The following is a 17,506-nucleotide window of genomic DNA, read 5'->3' as shown; positions in this document are numbered from 1 at the left end:
ACAATGATCTATACACACTTAACGGATGAAGAAATGCGAAATGCTGTAATTTATATGGATACAATTAACCTTAAATCACTTATATCGTCGACACAAAGTTCCCATCTTGTTTGGAGGATTTGATACAAAAATACCTTTTTGCTAGATTCCTTAGTAACACAATGACAAGAACTTGATATCATTCCCGATATGATCTCATCGGCAGCAAGCAAGTTAAAAAGATGCCATTGTTGTTAAGCTAACGGGCAGGATAGTTTAATGACTTCGCGAATTCTTCAAGTATGGAATTTGCAGAAAAGAAGGAGGGGAATAATGGATAATTCTCATAAGGAACTAGCTGAGAAGACATTAAAATACCTTTGTATTGGATCACAAATTGAAGGAATAAAGTTTTATGGAACACAAATTTTGATCTCCGAATCTGAAACAAATGGAAACAGAATTGATGGACAGATATATCTAAACATTGAAAGTAGATTCAAAATCTTTAAGTCATACCCAGAATATATTCCAAACCATAAGGATGAACTTCCTGATATGGATTGGATTGATGGATATAAAATATTATGTGAATTAAGATTAAAGAGAATTACAAATGTTCAGTTGGGTGAGTTCATTCCACACCTTTTTATTTACTTCGAAACTGGGGAAGTTCTGTTTATATTTGGTCATCATGATAAGTATGAGTCTTGGCAATTAGGGGTATGGAACAATTCTAACAAGGATGAACATTGGGATGTTATTGCAGTTCCAGGAAACAATATCGCGGTATTTACTCCATTACGCTAACGGGACACTATAGCTCAATAAATAGACTAGAACACGGCTGCCGGCATGAATTGGTAGCCGTGTTGCGCTAACGGGCAGTAGAACGCAATATACCTAATGGTATGTGATTGTATCTCAAGAAGTTTCAGCTTACGGGACACGTTAGTTCAATGACAACAGCGGCAGACTAAGACTTTATTTTCAAGTCTTGGTCTGCCGTTGTTTGATTTTTGTCTAAAACTCATTCTTCTACCTTGGCTTTATCCTACAAGATCTTGCTGTAAATCAGTTTAATTATTCCAGAAATGTTTCAAAATTGGATCATGCTGAATCACTGCCATACAGATATACACAAAAACAAATATTACGAAGATGATTTGCGACCATCAGTTACTGGGCGGATGATATGGAGGCTGCAAAAAAGTGGTACTCACCGCACGGGTTATCCGGCTCAGTAGAGTAATTTTTTGCTTAGCGTACGTTTTTCGCGTTTTGTTAACTGGATCTCAATATCCCCCTGTGGGCAGCTGTCTTTTGAATGAAAAAATAGAGTGAGATATTGTTGCATCATTTATTCATATTTTTCGTAAAATCCCTTAACAAGGAATTACATTGTCTAATAAAATCAAGAATTTTTTCTAGTTCCTCGTCATTATAACTCGAAAACACGTGATTTATTTCTTTTCCAAATAGATGAAAGATAGGCAAAATATCTTTTTCTGCCTTATCTAGATCTATTTGAATGATGACACGTCTTTGGTCTTGCGAATCTTTCACCCGAAAGACGTATCCCACTTTCTCCAGCCTGTCTAATACACCTGTGATAGCACCCGTTGTAAATCCAGTTAATTCGGAAAGCCGACCAGCAGTAATGGGCTGATTCTGCAATATTACATCTAGACATTTGTGATCCGTAGGATTTAATCCTAACTTCGTCCCAATTGCTTGGTGAAACAGGATCGTTGCTGTGCTGTTATTTCGTAATTCCTCCGAAAGATTGTTTATAATTTGACCTCTTGACATTCATGTAACCTCCGTATATATTTACCTTATCTCGTGAGATAAATTAATTATGTCATGTACATTGTATCAATAAATGATTTGAAAATCAAAGCCTCTAAAAGGAGATGTATCAAAAATGCCAAAGATTTCAGTGGCTATCGCCGGTGCTGGGTTAAGCGGCTTATGCTTGGCCCATTCATTAATTCGTGCCGGGTTTGCTGTGCAAGTTTATGAACGTGATCTAGAGCTGCATGCCCGTCGCCAGGGATATCGGATCACGGTTGACGAGTATGGCATTGCTGCACTTCAGCGATGCCTGCCTCCTCATTTATTTAAGCTATTTCTTGCCACTACTTCGCCTACTGATGAGACTAGTTACTTTCGGGTAACGAACCAGAAGCTTGGCGAGATTTTCAAACTTACTTTTAAAGGCGATTCGAGCGGTATTGACTTGCGTACACCACGGCAAGTAGACCGCCAAACACTTCGTACCATTTTGCTTGAAGGGCTTCAGGATAAAGTGCATTTTGGTAAAGAAGCGGTACGTGCTGAGTCAGCATCTGATGGAGCAACACTTCATTTTTCAGATGGAAGTTGTACCCACGTTTCGATCATAGTAGGTGCTGATGGTGTGAATTCAGCCTTACGAAAGCAATATTTACCTGACTGTGAGCCGGAAGATACCAACAGTTGGGGGATTTTTGGTCGCACGCTCCTCGTTCAAAATGGACGATCGCTGGTTCCTAGTCCATTAGAAACCAGTGGAGTATTCGCTATGGGTCCATCGAGTCGTGGATTCTTTTTTACTACGATGAAGTTTCGCGAGGCTCCTCAAACAGCTTTTTCCCGTTTTGGAGTGGATCAAATACCTCCAGTCGCTGACGATTATGTAATGTGGGGAATTGTCTTGCCAAGGGGGCAATCTCCAGAGCATCAAGAGAAACTTAGTAAAGAAATGTTACACCGATTTGCACAGGAAATTACCCAAGATTTTCACCCAGTGTTACAAAGTTTTGTGGAACGAGCCGACATTGATTGTACCATGGCAATAAAATTAAGAGCAGCAAGAGAACCATCTAGTTGGCCAGTCTCCCGAGTGACATTTATGGGAGATGCAGTACACATCATGCCTCCCACTGGAGCTCATGGAGGTAACACAGCTTTGCGTGATGCCGCACTTCTTGCCGAAAAGCTTGAAGCAGCGGCGATCCAAGGTGAAGCTCTTGAGCAGGCGGTTAGCTCCTATCAAGAAGAGATGAGCAAGTATGCATTTCGTGAGGTTGAAGCATCAAAGGTGATGATGAAGCGATTCACCATCAAGAATCCTCTAATAAATTGGGTAATGTTGTGTGCAATACCGTGGATTCGTTCAATTGCCAACAAACCACTAACAACAGAATTGACATATGACGGGCCTATGATAAGTAAAAAGTGAATCTATTAGCTTTTGGGTTGAACCGGTTTTCAACTAACGGGGCACAATAGTTGAATGACACACATTGATTGATGAGCAGGTGCTTCGGTATCTTGCTCTTTTTATTAAGCTAACGGGCAGTATAGTTTAAGATCATACGCGGGGAACCGTATTATAAAAAGGCAAAATTATTAACAGTATTGCCCCATGAGCTTGGAGAGTTATTCCTCTCAAACGGTTCCATTTTCAATTTCTAACCATCTGATTGGAGAAAGTGGAATTAATCGTTTGTTGATTGTGGTATCTTGATTAATATCATAAAATGGAAAAAGTCTCCCGAAACTTTAGGGATAATAACCGGAGGGAAAGTAGAATGATTCCCAAAATTCTGTACATTGAAGATGACTTGGAGATTGGCTCCTGGTTAACGAATTATCTGTCCGAAAGCGGTTATCTTGTGGAATGGTTACAAACTGCGAATGAGCTCACAGAAGAACTGCCAAAGGTTGATCTAATTATTCTTGACGTGATGCTTCCTGGGCTAGATGGTTACTCTGTGGGTCTTCGTATCAGGAAAAGGCTTCCCCATATCCCGATTTTAATGCTGACGGCCAGAACGTCTATCGAGGATAAGCTCCAAGGTCTGGCATTCGCCGATGATTATATGACCAAGCCATTTCATCCCGATGAGCTATGTGCACGCATCAAAATATTAATACGCCGCAAGGGAGACCTTTCAGCGGATCGCGTCCAACTGGGGCATATCATGATCGATAAAGAGTTGAACCGAATAACGAACACCCAGACAGGTGAAGATATCGTGCTTACCGGCAAACAATATCATATTTTCATGGAGCTATTTCAGCATGCTAACCGCATCCTCACCAAGAAGAGATTGTATGAATCAGTCTGGGGGGAGTCTTATCTGGAGGGTGACAAATCCCTAATGGTTCATATTCGTCATCTGCGGGAGAAGGTTGAAATCGATCCTGGAAATCCGATGATTATTGAAACCATACGCGGCGTCGGCTATCGGCTCAAGCAATGATAAAAGGGAGATCATTACTTGTTCGATACCTGTCTCTGATTTTGATAGCATTAATTATTTTTCCTCTTATACCTGCTCTATTCTATTTTCCGAATTATATATTAAGCAGCAAAGTCTTGCTTGATGCTGAGGAGATTGAACGTGAATGGCGGCTCGAAGCTAAATTAATAAAGGATACGTCTGCAGAAAGCGTGAAAGCGCGATTACAGCTTCTCGTCGATCGGTACCCCGGCACAGAGGCATTCTGGGTAGATAGTGATAGAACGACATGGTCGATTGGCGAACGTCCGGCTGATATACCAGAGCGATGGACATATACCGACGCAATTGAGTTGCAAGCTCAGACGGGGCAGAATGATCAGCTGACGTTCACGGCTCTACTTGGCGGCGATGCTCGAAATGGATTTATGACGATTCGTATTCCTCGTTCACTAACGACGATAGCTGATATTCCACCATATCGAAATGGAACGCTGATTACCATTATGGCATTGGTATATGCGCTATTCTTGCTTGTCTCGTTCTTATTCTTCTATCGCATTCGGATCAGGCTTATTCGGTTGGAAGCGGCAATGATCGTGAAAGAAGAAGGCGGTTTTCCGAGTGGTGTTATTTCTAGTAGGAATGACGAAATCGGCCGTCTGGAACGATCCTTCAACACGATGAGCAGTCAACTGAAAACGATGAGGGAAAACGAAAGAAAGGAGGAGGAATTGCGCAAGCAGCTGGTTGCCAATTTATCTCATGATCTTCGAACACCGTTAACGGTAATCAGGCAGCATGTTCATACGCTTTTAAATATGCCGTCTATTTCGTCTCACGATTCGTTACGTATTATAAATAGAAAATTGGACGATATCGGCAAGCTAATGGAGAATCTTTTCTCTTACTCGTTATTATCGGCAGGCAAATATCCAATGGAAATAAAGGACACCGATGTTCTAGAAGAGCTTCGCAATGCAGCCGCCGACTGGTACCCGGTCTTTGAAGAGGAAGGTCTGGAAATTGAAATTGAACTGTCTGAGAAACGATTAGTGTGGCAAATTGATCCTTTCTGGTTCCGTATCATTATCGATAATTTGTTTCAGAATGTAATTCGGCATGCCAAGTCGGGACGGTATATCGGTATTTTTTGCTGCGAAGAGGATGATGGAATGGCTGTAGCCATACGTGACCATGGACCCGGCATGACTTATCGCTCCGATGCGAAAGGGGCGGAAATCGGTCTATCCATTGTATCGCTTATGATCAAAGATATGCATTTGCAATGGAGGATCGACTCCTCGAACAATGGAACGACCGTATATATCGGCAATTCAAATTAAACAAAACTTAAACTTGAGGTCACCTGAAAGCTAATCTTAGGATGTTAGGATAGTTACTGAGGTGATGGGGATGAATGTTGTTAAGAAAAGAAATCGAGCAGCGTATATGGCGTGCATATGCGGGGTGTTATATGCCCTTCCGCATTTTTGGTGGGGCGTTGGGGTTTCGTTCGGTTTTCCGGGGGATTTTGCAAAGGCACCAGATGAATTATTGTCTCGAATAATCGGTTATTGGTTTATGGGAGTAGCGGCCGTGTTTGCTGCCCTGTTCAGCTTATCATTCGTTTATAAGTGGGGAGAAAAGCTACCGAGGAAGTTGAAGCTCATTCCTGCATGGATCGGATGTATAGGATTGTCCATATGGGGATTTAGCTTCTTTGTTCTGAAGTTTCAATTCGCGATCGGACGTGTCGTGTCCGCTCCTGCTTTTGTTGAACAGGATGCAAGCCCAATGGCAGCATGGGGTTATGTATGGTATGCTTTGTTCCTTGGTTGGGGTATCTCGCTCGGCCTTGCTGCATTTTTTGAAGCAAAATTACGAAACCATTCGGACATTACGATTAGGCAGGTTTATAAACAGCGTGAATTCATCGTTCTGAATCCCTGTAATAAAACGAAGGGCACCCAACGTTAGGGTGATACTAGAAGATGGCTATTCCGACGATCAGGTTGGCATTAAAACGGCTTGCTGATCGGGAAGAGATCGAAGACTATGACGCGTGAAACTAAATCATTGTCAGTAATTCAAAGAAGGCAGTAACATCACCAACAATGCATTCACGCTTCGCAGCCTTACGGCTGCTCGGTTGCCGAGAAAAGTATTTCGATCAATAAATAAACTGAAACGCGGTTGCCGGCATGGATCGGCAGCCGTGTTACGCTAACGGGCAGTTTTGCTTAATTACTGCAAACGAATAGGAGCAGATGGCCTTAGTGCCACCTGCTCCATATTTGGGGATACGATAATTAGATGTCGAGTTTACGTTCACCAATCCATTTCACCATTGCAGGGTCTCGATGTGAAAAGAACAAGCTCTGTTTCGTATCTAACGTGGCAATCGACTCCATATCCTGCTGGCTTAATTCAAAATTAAAGATGTTGAAGTTTTCAACCATTCTTTCTTTACGAACAGACTTTGGTATCACAACAACTTCTCTTTGCGTCAACCAACGTAAAACCACTTGAGCGACGGATTTATTATACTTTTCAGCTATGGATACCAATACCTCATTTTGGAACAAGTTGTTTTTTCCTTCAGCAAATGGTGCCCAGGATTCGATCTGAACATTGTTTTCTTTCATGAATTTTGCATGTTCGATTTGCTGGTTGAATGGGTGCGTTTCTACCTGATTTACGGCAGGAACGACTTCATTATGAATAATTAAATCGATTAGGCGGTCTTCATGGAAGTTGCTGACGCCGATTGCACGCACCTTTCCTTCACGATACAACTCCTCCATAGCGCGCCAAGAACCAAACACATCGCCATAAGGCTGATGAATCAAATACAAATCCAAATAATCCAATTGCAATCTTTCTAGTGATCTTTCAAATGCCTTTTTTGTGCGCTCGTAGCCTGTATCCTGAACCCAGAGCTTCGTAGTAATAAATAACTTTTCTCTTGCCACGCCACTGCGCTTGATCGCTCTGCCAACAGCTTCTTCATTTAGATAAGAGGCAGCGGTATCAATCAGCCGATAGCCTGCCATAATAGCGTCATAAACGCTTTGTTCACATTCATATGAGTCTGCAATCTGAAAAACGCCAAAACCAAGGATAGGCATCTCAATACCGTTGTTCAAAGTTACTCTTTGCATGAAAAGTCCTCCAATTTTTTATCCGACTCAATCATATCCATAACAGACACCCTTATTACATCTTTATTATGCACCTGATGACAAAGCAATCGTTATCCCATTCATGTCAAATGTTTGCCTAATCCTCTCACTCCCACTATTTTGAAGTGAAAAATCAATTATAATGGAACTATGAAGAATGACGGAACGAGGAGGAACAAATGTCTGAACTAATCGCTATGCAGCAAAATGAGCTTGCCAAAATTATTCAACGTTATGTAGAAAACGATGGTGTTCATACTACAGCCATTCCATCATTAGTTTTCATACGCGACTCGAATGCGTTCGTACCTCGACATGGGGTTTACAAGCCTTCCTTTTGCATTGTTGTTCAAGGCGCGAAGGAGGTTTTGCTGGGGCAGGAACGCTTCAAGTACAATCCTGCAGATTATCTTATTGCATCCGTCAACTTGCCTGTTACTGCTCAAGTCACCGAAGCTACTCCAGACGTTCCTTATTTGGGTTTCAAACTTGAATTTTCTGCGAATCAAATTCTAGAGGTTTTACTTGAATCTAAAATTTCAGAAGGAGCGAAAGAGAACGCAAAGCGAGGTATGTTTGTTAGCCAGCTGGAGCAACCTTTGTTGGATGCAGTCATCAGGTTAGCTCGTTTGCTGGACAACCCGAAGGATATTCCCATTCTTGCGCCGCTGTTTACGAAAGAAATTCTGTATAGGGTTCTGCAAGGTCAACATGGTACTAGGCTTCAACAGATTGCAATTGAGGGTAGTTCCGCCCATCAAATAAAAGGCGTTATTGAACATATAACAAATAACTATGATAAGTCATTTCGGATTGAAGAACTAGCGGAAATAGTGAATATGAGTGTCTCATCGCTACATAGACACTTCAAAGAGGTAACCGCTATGAGCCCTATTCAGTTCCAGAAAGAATTAAGGCTTCAGGAAGCCCGTCGTCTATTATTAACCGAGTCAGTAGATGCCACTGATGTGGCATTTCGAGTAGGGTATGAAAGTTCCTCACAATTTAGCCGCGAGTATTCCCGAATGTTTGGCTTCCCACCTAGACAGGATGTAAAGCGCTTGAAAGCATAAAGGAGAGTACGAAACCACGGTAAATTGAGTATGGGGCTAAACTAACGGGACACGATAGTTGAATCATGATATATAGGCAGCTGGTCAAACGATCAGCTGCTGTTTTCATTGAACTAAAGGGCAGGATAATTCAACCGTTTCGCCGAACACGTTAGGCACGGCGGATTTACGAAGTTCGCGAAAAAGATTTTGTGAAATAACCGAAATACAAAAAAACATAAGTTCGGAGGTTCAAGATACATGGAATTAGATATCAATGATCTCGAATTAGTAAAAAAAGCTGAAAACATTATTGAAAGCAATTTTGATAATACCAAATATAATCATACTGTTGGTGCAGCTGTGCGATGTAATAACGGAAATATATATGTTGGAGTCAATCTCGATGGTATACATGGATCATGTGCTGAAGCAATAGCTTTAGGTGCAGCTATTACTTCAGGCGAGCGTGATTTTGAGTGCATTGTAGCCGTGTATGGAAAGGAACAGCCTCATAATGTATTACCACCATGTGGAAATTGTAGACAATTGATATTTGAATATGCACCTGAAAGCTTTGTAATTTTACAATCAGAGGGGCAATACCATAAGGAAAAAATCACAGATTTATTACCTTACCCATGTTTATAAAGAGTTTTTAAGATAATTCGGTGAAAGGGGCGGCTACATCACATAACTATGTTTACACATCAGGGCATTCGGAAAGAATCATTACGCTAACGGGACACGATAGTTTAATACATAACTAAGACGCGGCTGCCGGCATAAATCGGCAGCCGCGTTTCACTAACGGGCAGTTTAAAGTAATCATTGGAGCTCAAATAGCGGAATGAACATTTAGAATGAGTCGCTGGGGGACATCTTCATGAATGTAGTCCAAGATCTTATAGACGGCCTACAAGATCTATCCATAGTTCGCTTTGAAGTGTTAAGCATGGGTTTCTCTTCAGCCCCAAAATATATCAGGAAGATCAAGCCTGTGACTCAAGAAAGAAGCTGCATATTCCATTGGATTTTCCGGCTTACTGACTGCATCAGATGTCACTAAATAATAATCATGAACTGCGGTTGCTGAGTTCTCCCCTATTTCCTCCATCCGACCGACCAACGTTAATACATGTAGACGATCAGGTTATCAAGAAGATTTCCTAGTGCCACCTAGGATCACCGCTGTTCAAAGTGCACTTCAGGATATTGTTTTGGTAGTCCATCAAGCAGTTTTGATGGTAGATCCTTTAGGTACTTATCAAAGAACGCCAATGTGTAAGAATCAATAATATTGTTTGCTCGATCTCCATCGATTGGTCCGGTTAGGCCTGCCCACGACATCAGTGGTGAGTAAAGTGGCGCATCGGAAAAGTTTACGTGAAAAGTGCCAGGTATCAAAACTAAGTAACCGTCTTTCAGCAGTTTCTTGTAAACCGACCTCATAGTTATTTGAGTTTTATCTATATCCTCTTTCGACCACCCTTCCATCTTCATCCACTTAGCTTCACGACTGATAAACATGGTTGGTTGCTTTAAACCAGAACGAACCACATTGGCAGGCATATGAACATCCATTGCTATGAAGGCACGCAAACGAGGGTCTAAGTAACTGGCTTCGGCACCTACAAGACCACCCATTGAAGGTCCAAACATACCAACGTTCTTAAGATCCAATCGTCCAGTCAGGATTCTTCTCGGATCAGATTGGTTTAAGGCTGTGAGTTGATCAAGTGCAAAAATAACGTCCTTAGCGAGATAGGGTATAACAATGTTGTCAAAGAATTCGCGATCAGCTGGTATACCACTCTGAGGCCCAGGAAGAAGGCGAGAGTCGAGGGATATCAAACGACCATCAGGAAATACTACTCCGCTAGAGGTGTAAGGATGGTCGATGGAAGCCACAATGTAGCCATGTGACGCCAACTCCTCAAACATATGGGTGCTTTCTTGACGAAAACCTCCACGCCCAGCTGAAAAAATTAGCACTGGATATTTAGACTCATCTGTCGACACAGTTGCAGAAGGAATAGCATGAGTTTGAACGTATTTAAATTGCTCAAAGATAAACCCCGGAAAACCTAACATGTGGGCAAGTGATGCTAGGGAGTCCGTCTCCTGAATGTAGGGAGCGTACGTCGATGATAGATTTCCTTTGGCTGGATACCAAATCTGTACCATGATCTCACGACGATCATTGGGATCATTTGTGAAAATCTCCGGGCGAGTTTTATCTACCCAATGATAGGTCAATGTACCGATTTGGTTAGGTCCTGACGGTTGTGGTAAGTGGAATACAGGAAAAAGAATCGGTAGAGCGGAAGAAACTATCAGTCCCAGTGCACCTAGACCAATAGTAAAACCGAAAGCAAGTCGCCTAATCATACTCGTTCCACCAAGTTTAGGCTTTCGCACAATATTTTTAGCTAGGCAGGCCACGAAGAGTATCCCACTCATGATATAAGCTGGGATCATCCCCCAGCGCGAACCCTCAACCAGTACCTGAACACCGGCTATTGGCAGCAGGACGAGAGCCAAATATCGTACCCACTTTATTGACCGGTGCAATGGGATTACCAAGGCAAAAAAAGCCAGTAAATTGGCAAACAGTAGTATTATTTCAATTAGTCTCATAACATCACCCCATACTGATTACTAACCAAAAAATTTTTGCTAATAGATCTGCAATATCATGTTGGATGAAAAAAAAGTAAAATGCGAAAAAAGCTTCCTTCAGGCTTATCGAACCATGGCAAACGCATTAGACTTTGAAAGCGAGAGCTAAGATTTTCAATAAATGCGTATCGTTCCAGGCTTTTATTTATGGCATTATAGTCGATACGCGTGCAAACGTTTCGACTTTGGTGCTGTTTCTAGGTGGGCATTAATTGACGCTTGCCTATGTGTCCCTATCGAATCCTGAATGCCGACATCACGCGCTGCCGCGTTAATTATATTCCAAGCTTATACACAACTAAGCGGCTTATCCCCATTCCGGGAAGGAAACAAATAATCCGAATCCAATAGTGTACGGCAATACTTTTGGATTTCGTTTTTTAGCGCATCCGTCATCAAAATACGACAGGTGTTTCCAGTCTTTTTCTCTCGCACCTTGAGATGCGTAGCCGACTTCACATCCCACACACACAGCGGCAAAATGTCACTGATCCTAAGGCCCGAAATTACCCTCATAAAAAATAAAAAATAGTGGAATATAATTGGTCAGTTTTCATTTTTTCCAAGATGACAGACACCCGCTTTCTTCCTGTCACTCACACCAAAATGGTTTCCCGCCCACCCTTCTGAAATATCTTATGTCGAGCAAAATTCTTATGACTGGACACCCAGAGTGGTTATTTCGCCAGCATAGCTGACACCAGCAATCGAGAGAACCGTTCCCATTGTTAGGTCAGCTTTTGCGACGGGAGCGGACTAGAATTAGACAAGCGAGAACCACGCCAATTAGCCCCAACACGATGGCTACGATGGACCCAGCTTGCCCGTAGCTAGTGCCGAAAAAACCAGTGGCGTCGAAAAGATGCCGCCCGCCGACATAGATGCTGAACATAGCAATCACGATGGCTACGATGGCCCAGTTTCGTCCGTTGCCGTTGCCGAAAAGACCGATGGAACGGGCCAGAGCCACCCCACTGATGACTACGCTGATCAGCCCTATTACCACGACCACGATGGCCTTGAGTAGTTCGATGGTCATTTCATCACTACCGCCAACCATTTCAGCAGAAGCAATCGTTGTATAAAGTATTCCGAATGAAACTAGTTTCATTTTCATATGCTCATTCCTCCTCTTTATTGTTTTTACAAACTGAATCTATATCAGCTTTCACTTTACACAACAAATGTCGAGAACTTATGCAGATTTTCCTCTGTTTACGTGGATTTCTTTAAAGTGATGTGAGAGTAGTGAAAAATCGATTGAAATCTGTTATTCATTCAATACGTTGTGTGGGCCTTCTAAGAATAAAAATTTAAAACGGCTGGGTAAATATGCTCAGTGGCACTTCGTTGATCGCGAAATATGTGTGGTATGTAAAACGTTTTTTATTTTTTATCATAAAAGGTTATCTGGGTTTGGATTAACCAGATAACCTTTTACCTAAGGATAAATTCAGATCAAGATATTCAAACCCATTTAGGTCAGCCAGCACGGCGAGAGCGGATCAGAGTGATACCGGCAAGAACTATGCTAATGATCCCCGTCACGATGGCGATGACAGCCGCAGCTCTTCCGTCGCCAGTGCCGAAATCACCAGGGAACATGGTCATATGAATTAAAGCATAGATAATGACGATCAGCGCCACTACTACGGATATGATGGCCCCGTTTCGCCCACCATTGCCAATACGACGGATGGAGCGGGATAGAGACAGCCCAGCAAAGATTGCGTTCATCAGCCCCACAAACGCGTCTACCGTGGACCAGATTCGCCCGGTCGTGATTACATATCCGACTTTATTTTCAGCAAAGGCAATCGTTGGTACAAGTAGAAGTGCACAGAGTACTCCGAATGAAACTAGTTTCATTTTCATATGCTCATTCCTCCTCTTTTATTGTTTTTACAAACTGAATCTATATCAGCTTTCACTTGATCGACAGTATGACAGTAAAGGCGGCACCACCTCGCCCATTACCGGAACCAATATCGCCGGTAGTGTAAACAAAATGCGGCTCAACATTAAAACACAACTGGTAATTCAATTAATCCACGCATGATAAAAGTAGGACGCCATTTCAACGTTTCAGCATCTGTATTCAGACGAAGATTGGGCATTCTGCGCAGTAAAGTGAGAAGGGCAATCTGACCTTCCAGTCGTGCTAGTGGAGCACCCAGACAGTAGTGAATTCCCATACCGAAGGCAAGATGACGGTTATTCTTTCTAGTAATATCAAATAGATCCGGATTTTTAAACTGTGTCTCATCACGGTTAGCGGAAGCTAAAGCTACTACAATCATATCTCCTTTACGTATTAACTTCTCATGTAACAGAACATCTTCACCTGCGAATCGACTAGTCGCTAGCTCTACAGGTCCGTAGAAACGTAATATTTCTTCAATCGCAGATGAGATAAGTTCAGGATTACTTTTGAGCTTTTCAAATTGTTCTGGATGCTGCAACAAAGCTAATACACCATTTCCAATCAAATTAACCGTCGTTTCATATCCAGCAATAATGAGCAAGAAAATCATCGAATACAATTCATTTTCTGTAAGTTTTTCTCCCTCAGTCTCAGCTTGAATCAAAGCACTAACAAGGTCTTCAGTTGGATCTTTTCGCCGCTCTTCAATCAGATGACCAATGTATTTAATTAAAGACTGAATCTTTGGGAGAGCCTCCTGCATTTTCTCGGGGATGTCAGTAGTAATAGCCTCAATTATTACGTTAGACCATTCTCGGAACTGATCACGGTCTTTTGTAGGAATTCCCAACATTTCAAAAATCACAATGATAGGCAAAGGGAAAGCAAACTCATCAATTACATTCATTTTCCCTTTGTCTTGAATCTCATCTAGTAACGTGTCAGTGATCTCTTGAATTCGACCAAGCAATTCCTTGATCATTTTTGGCGTGAAAGCTTTTTCAACTAAGTTACGCAAGCGGGTATGATCTGGGGGATCAGAGAGCGCCATATGGTTAATGAGTAAATCCCTTTCCAGCATGGGAATCAATTTGTTCATTTGTTCTTGGCTCAACAGTGTATGTGGATTCTTAATAAACCGATTGTCTTTTAATGCTGCCTGTGCATCTTCGTATTGTGTAATGAGCCAAGCAATTTGACCGTTAGGAAGCATGAAACGATAAACGGGCTCATTTTCCCTGAGTCTTGTGTAAAAAGAATAGGCTTTACCTTTAAATTCAGAAGAAAACAAATCGAGTAGAGGTGCTTTATGATTCGAAATTGACATATTTCGATCTCCCTTTCATGTTTATTCTGTACACGCATTAACAAACACATCCTGCACTACATCTTCCGCGTCTTCTTGGGTCGCTGTTCGGTGGACGGTGCACCATAGTGAGACTTGGCGCTTAAGTGCCATAGCGAAACTCGTACACTTTGTGTGAAAAACTCGCTTCACTCAGAAACAAGTTTCGCCTCGCCGAACATCGCCTCGTCACTCTGTTCATTCGCCATATTTGGTAAATGTTTCGGTTCAGCTAGTGCGATATCGGGAGGCGAACCAAGCCATTCCAGAGAGGACGATCGTGATGATCGACAGTATGACGACAAAGGCGGCACCACCTCGCCCGTTACCGGAACCAATATCGCCGGTAGTGTAAACAAAATGCGGCCCAGCGATAAAAAAGGCAATCAATGCCAACGCGATGGCCACGAGGGTCGCAATTCGCCAATTACCTTTGCCAGAACGATCAGAGGCACGGGCCAAAGACAACCAAGCGATGCCCACACTGCCCAACCCCATCACCACGGTCACGAGGATCTTGATTCGTGCGGGAGTAAAACCGTAGACTTGTTCAGCTGAGTCAGCTGAGGCAATCGTCGGCACAAGGAAAAATGTACAAAGGATTACAAATGAAACGAGTTTTATTTTCATGCCTACCCTTCCTTTCACGATCAGTTTACAAACTAACTTCACGTTCTTAAGAGAAACAGAAAAAATATTCGAATTATTTGTCACGAAGAGAGCGGAACCAAGCCATTCCAGCGAGCACCAAGCCGATCAGTCCAATCACGGTCGCTATGATCGCTCCAGCACGTCCGTTGCCAGCACCAAAACCAGCAGGCGTAACGGCTAGATGAAACATGGAGAGAAGCAAACAAAACAGACCCAACACGATGGACAGAACAGGCCATTGACCTGTAGCAAAACGATTGGTTGGACGGGCAAGAGCAATCCCAGCAAGAAGTGCGCTGCTTAGCCCAATCAACACAGCCGCGAAAGTCAAGAGCCGCCCAGGGGTGATACTACCATAACCAACACCAGTCCCTTCAGCAAAGGCGATCGTTGGCACCAGTAGAAATGTACAAAGGATTATGAATGAAATGAGTTTTATTTTCACGATGATTTCCCTCCTTTCACCCCCAGTTTACACAACAAATGTCGAGAACTTATGCAGATCTTCCTCTTTTTGCGTGGATTTCTTCAAGGACCTACCAAATCACGGTATAATTTCGGTAAGCGATATAACTCTCGTCAATGGAAGCAGACTAAAGGGAAAGATGTGATGGGAATGGAACCGAAATTGTTGCTTGTGGAGGACGAACCGGGCATGCTGGAGGAGATGCAGACCTATTTGCAACGTGAAGGGTTCCGGGTATTGATTGCCTGTACCGGCAAGGAAGCGCTCATGATTGCCCGGTCTGAACGGCCTGATCTCGTCGTGCTTGATTGGATGCTCCCGGAGAAAAGCGGAATCGACGTATGCCGCGAAATAAGGCAAACCTCGCATTGCGGCATTATTATGGTCACGGCACGATCGGATGAATCGGATAAAATTGTCGGTCTGGAAATCGGCGCGGATGATTATTTGACGAAGCCGTTCAGCTTGCGCGAGCTCGCTTCGCGCATCCGAGCTTTACTTCGCCGCTTACGCGGACCTGAAGATAGGTCGATGTTCTTGGAAAGAGACAACTTGATCATTTCCGAGGCTAAATGTCAGGTATTCAAAGACGGTCAGGAAATCCAATTAACACCTACCGAATTCAAAATTTTGTTGATACTGGCTGGTCATCCTGGCATTGTCTTTAGCCGTTTGCAATTGTTAAAGGCTGCTTTGGAGGATGAGTACATGGGATACGAAAGAACGATGGATTCCCATATCCGGAATCTTCGCCGCAAGCTGGAAGATGATCTGGCCAATCCCCGTTATATTCAAACGGTATACGGTTTCGGTTACCGATTCGGTGAACGTTCATGAAGATGACGGTCCGCATGAAAATATTTGCCTATATGGTACTGCTCGTGCTCATTGTAAGCTTCACTTTCTCTCTGACAACGCAAGTCTACACAGCCGACTTGATCGATCAATTTCAAAGGGAACAAATCTATACCGACTATTTGAGCTCCGCGCCCAAAGAGCAATTCGAAATCTTTAAATCTTATTTCCTTGGCAACACGCGGCTGGACGCACTGCTTCAAGTTACGCATGGCATGCGGTTGCTCTTTTTTGGCGCGATTGGGTTGATCTTCAGTTTTTGGTTATCGGGGGTTCTGACCCACCCGCTCAAAAAGCTTATAGCCGCCATAGAGCGCGTGGCGCAGGGTGACCTGAAAGTCAAAGTACCTGTAGACACGAAAGATGAGTATGGAAAAGTCGCCCAAACGTTCAATGATATGACGTTTCGCCTGCGTGAAGCCGAAGAAGCCCGAAGACGGTTAGTGGCTGATGTCGCTCACGAGCTTCGCACGCCGCTGTCCGTTATGCAGCTTAAACTGGAAAATTATCAGCAGGCCGGTCATGATATCTCGCCGGAAATGCTGCTTCGGCTGCATGACGAAGTCATCCGGCTCAACCAGCTTGTGGACGACCTTCATGTCTTATCGCTCGCCGAAGCGGGCCGGTTGTCGCTCGATCGCAAACCGCTCGATCTGTCTGCACACCTGGAACGAATTGTGGATGACGTGAGATACGAAGTGGAAGAAAACGGATTGGATATTCGCCTCTGTACGAATTCAAGACCGGTTACCATGATGGTCGATGCGAGACGGATCACGCAGGTTTTCATTAATTTGCTGACCAATGCGATTCGTTATACGCCTCGTGGAGGGAAGATTACAGTTAAAATCGAAGACCGGGTCGTTGACCGGAAAGCTATCTTTGCGTGTGTCTCGGTGATCGATACCGGCATCGGAATACCGGCGGAGGAGTTGCCCCACCTATTCGATCGATTTTACCGGGTAGAAGAAGCGCGCTCGCGGCATACAGGCGGTACGGGGCTCGGATTATCCATCGTCCATCATTTTGTAAGAGCCCATGGCGGTTTCATCCGCGTTGCGAGTCAGCCTGATGAAGGTACTATATTTACCGTATATCTACCTAAAGGCAATGAGATTTAAAGAAATTTGACAAC

General features: G+C 43.2%; 17 protein-coding genes. 9 read left to right on the top strand and 8 right to left on the bottom strand.

Translation table 11 applies throughout. The annotated features are described in order from the left end of the window. Positions 1-312 precede the first annotated feature (312 nt). Positions 313-789, top strand: coding sequence for a hypothetical protein (locus ACFQZR_RS09830; protein WP_379345291.1), 477 nt, complete (start codon positions 313-315; stop codon positions 787-789). A gap of 546 nt (positions 790-1,335) precedes the next feature. Here ACFQZR_RS09830 and ACFQZR_RS09825 read toward each other — a convergent pair. After that, on the bottom strand, positions 1,336-1,791 hold the full coding sequence (locus ACFQZR_RS09825; protein WP_314592124.1) for a MarR family winged helix-turn-helix transcriptional regulator: 456 nt from the start codon (positions 1,789-1,791) through the stop codon (positions 1,336-1,338). Between the two features lie 115 nt (positions 1,792-1,906). Between ACFQZR_RS09825 and ACFQZR_RS09820 the strand changes: the two genes are divergently transcribed. The 4 genes from ACFQZR_RS09820 (at position 1,907) to ACFQZR_RS09805 (ending at position 6,191) form a co-directional block, all read left to right on the top strand. After that, positions 1,907-3,205: an FAD-dependent oxidoreductase gene (locus tag ACFQZR_RS09820; protein WP_379345289.1), complete on the top strand. Its 1,299-nt coding sequence runs from the start codon at positions 1,907-1,909 to the stop codon at positions 3,203-3,205. A 352-nt stretch (positions 3,206-3,557) separates the two neighbouring features. Continuing rightward, positions 3,558-4,232, top strand: a complete 675-nt coding sequence (locus tag ACFQZR_RS09815) for a response regulator transcription factor (RefSeq protein ID WP_379345287.1) — start codon at positions 3,558-3,560, stop codon at positions 4,230-4,232. Between the two features lie 41 nt (positions 4,233-4,273). Then, complete coding sequence (locus ACFQZR_RS09810) at positions 4,274-5,557, top strand: histidine kinase dimerization/phospho-acceptor domain-containing protein (RefSeq protein WP_379345285.1); 1,284 nt, start codon at positions 4,274-4,276, stop codon at positions 5,555-5,557. 70 nt (positions 5,558-5,627) lie between these two features. Continuing rightward, the gene (locus ACFQZR_RS09805; RefSeq protein ID WP_379345283.1) at positions 5,628-6,191 is read left to right on the top strand and encodes a DUF3995 domain-containing protein; all 564 of its coding nucleotides are present in this window, start codon (positions 5,628-5,630) and stop codon (positions 6,189-6,191) included. Positions 6,192-6,523: 332 nt separating this feature from the next. Here ACFQZR_RS09805 and ACFQZR_RS09800 read toward each other — a convergent pair whose 3' ends face one another. After that, entirely contained in the window at positions 6,524-7,375 is an 852-nt protein-coding gene (locus ACFQZR_RS09800; protein ID WP_379345281.1) for an aldo/keto reductase, read from the bottom strand. A gap of 200 nt (positions 7,376-7,575) precedes the next feature. Here ACFQZR_RS09800 and ACFQZR_RS09795 point away from each other — a divergent pair, with 200 nt between their 5' ends. Beyond that, complete coding sequence (locus ACFQZR_RS09795; protein WP_379345279.1) at positions 7,576-8,469, top strand: AraC family transcriptional regulator; 894 nt, start codon at positions 7,576-7,578, stop codon at positions 8,467-8,469. Between the two features lie 240 nt (positions 8,470-8,709). Then, entirely contained in the window at positions 8,710-9,099 is a 390-nt protein-coding gene (locus ACFQZR_RS09790; RefSeq protein WP_379345277.1) for a cytidine/deoxycytidylate deaminase family protein, read from the top strand. A gap of 534 nt (positions 9,100-9,633) precedes the next feature. Here the strand turns inward: ACFQZR_RS09790 and ACFQZR_RS09785 are convergent. From ACFQZR_RS09785 to ACFQZR_RS09760, 6 genes are all read right to left on the bottom strand, one after another. Continuing rightward, positions 9,634-11,088, bottom strand: coding sequence for an alpha/beta hydrolase family protein (locus ACFQZR_RS09785; RefSeq protein WP_379345275.1), 1,455 nt, complete (start codon positions 11,086-11,088; stop codon positions 9,634-9,636). A gap of 775 nt (positions 11,089-11,863) precedes the next feature. Further along, on the bottom strand, positions 11,864-12,247 hold the full coding sequence (locus tag ACFQZR_RS09780; RefSeq protein ID WP_379345273.1) for a DUF6223 family protein: 384 nt from the start codon (positions 12,245-12,247) through the stop codon (positions 11,864-11,866). Between the two features lie 365 nt (positions 12,248-12,612). Further along, entirely contained in the window at positions 12,613-13,005 is a 393-nt protein-coding gene (locus tag ACFQZR_RS09775; protein WP_379345271.1) for a DUF6223 family protein, read from the bottom strand. 146 nt (positions 13,006-13,151) lie between these two features. Beyond that, positions 13,152-14,381: a cytochrome P450 family protein gene (locus tag ACFQZR_RS09770; protein ID WP_379345269.1), complete on the bottom strand. Its 1,230-nt coding sequence runs from the start codon at positions 14,379-14,381 to the stop codon at positions 13,152-13,154. A gap of 246 nt (positions 14,382-14,627) precedes the next feature. Further along, positions 14,628-15,113 carry a DUF6223 family protein gene (locus ACFQZR_RS09765; protein WP_379345267.1) on the bottom strand — a complete coding sequence of 162 codons (486 nt, stop codon included), beginning with the start codon at positions 15,111-15,113 and terminating at the stop codon, positions 14,628-14,630. Then, on the bottom strand, positions 15,103-15,495 hold the full coding sequence (locus ACFQZR_RS09760) for a DUF6223 family protein (protein ID WP_379345265.1): 393 nt from the start codon (positions 15,493-15,495) through the stop codon (positions 15,103-15,105). Before ACFQZR_RS09760 ends, ACFQZR_RS09765 begins: the two co-directional genes overlap by 11 nt. Positions 15,496-15,666: 171 nt before the next feature. Here ACFQZR_RS09760 and ACFQZR_RS09755 point away from each other — a divergent pair, with 171 nt between their 5' ends. Continuing rightward, positions 15,667-16,353 (top strand): response regulator transcription factor, encoded by a 687-nt coding sequence (locus tag ACFQZR_RS09755; RefSeq protein ID WP_379345263.1) that lies wholly within the window; start codon positions 15,667-15,669, stop codon positions 16,351-16,353. Beyond that, on the top strand, positions 16,350-17,492 hold the full coding sequence (locus tag ACFQZR_RS09750) for a sensor histidine kinase (protein ID WP_379345261.1): 1,143 nt from the start codon (positions 16,350-16,352) through the stop codon (positions 17,490-17,492). Before ACFQZR_RS09755 ends, ACFQZR_RS09750 begins: the two co-directional genes overlap by 4 nt. Positions 17,493-17,506: the final 14 nt, after the last annotated feature.

The sequence above is a fragment of the Paenibacillus sp. GCM10027629 genome (assembly GCF_042676425.1).
Lineage (GTDB): Bacteria > Bacillota > Bacilli > Paenibacillales > Paenibacillaceae > Paenibacillus_K > Paenibacillus_K terrigena.
This window is presented reverse-complemented; position numbering and strand designations above follow the sequence as displayed.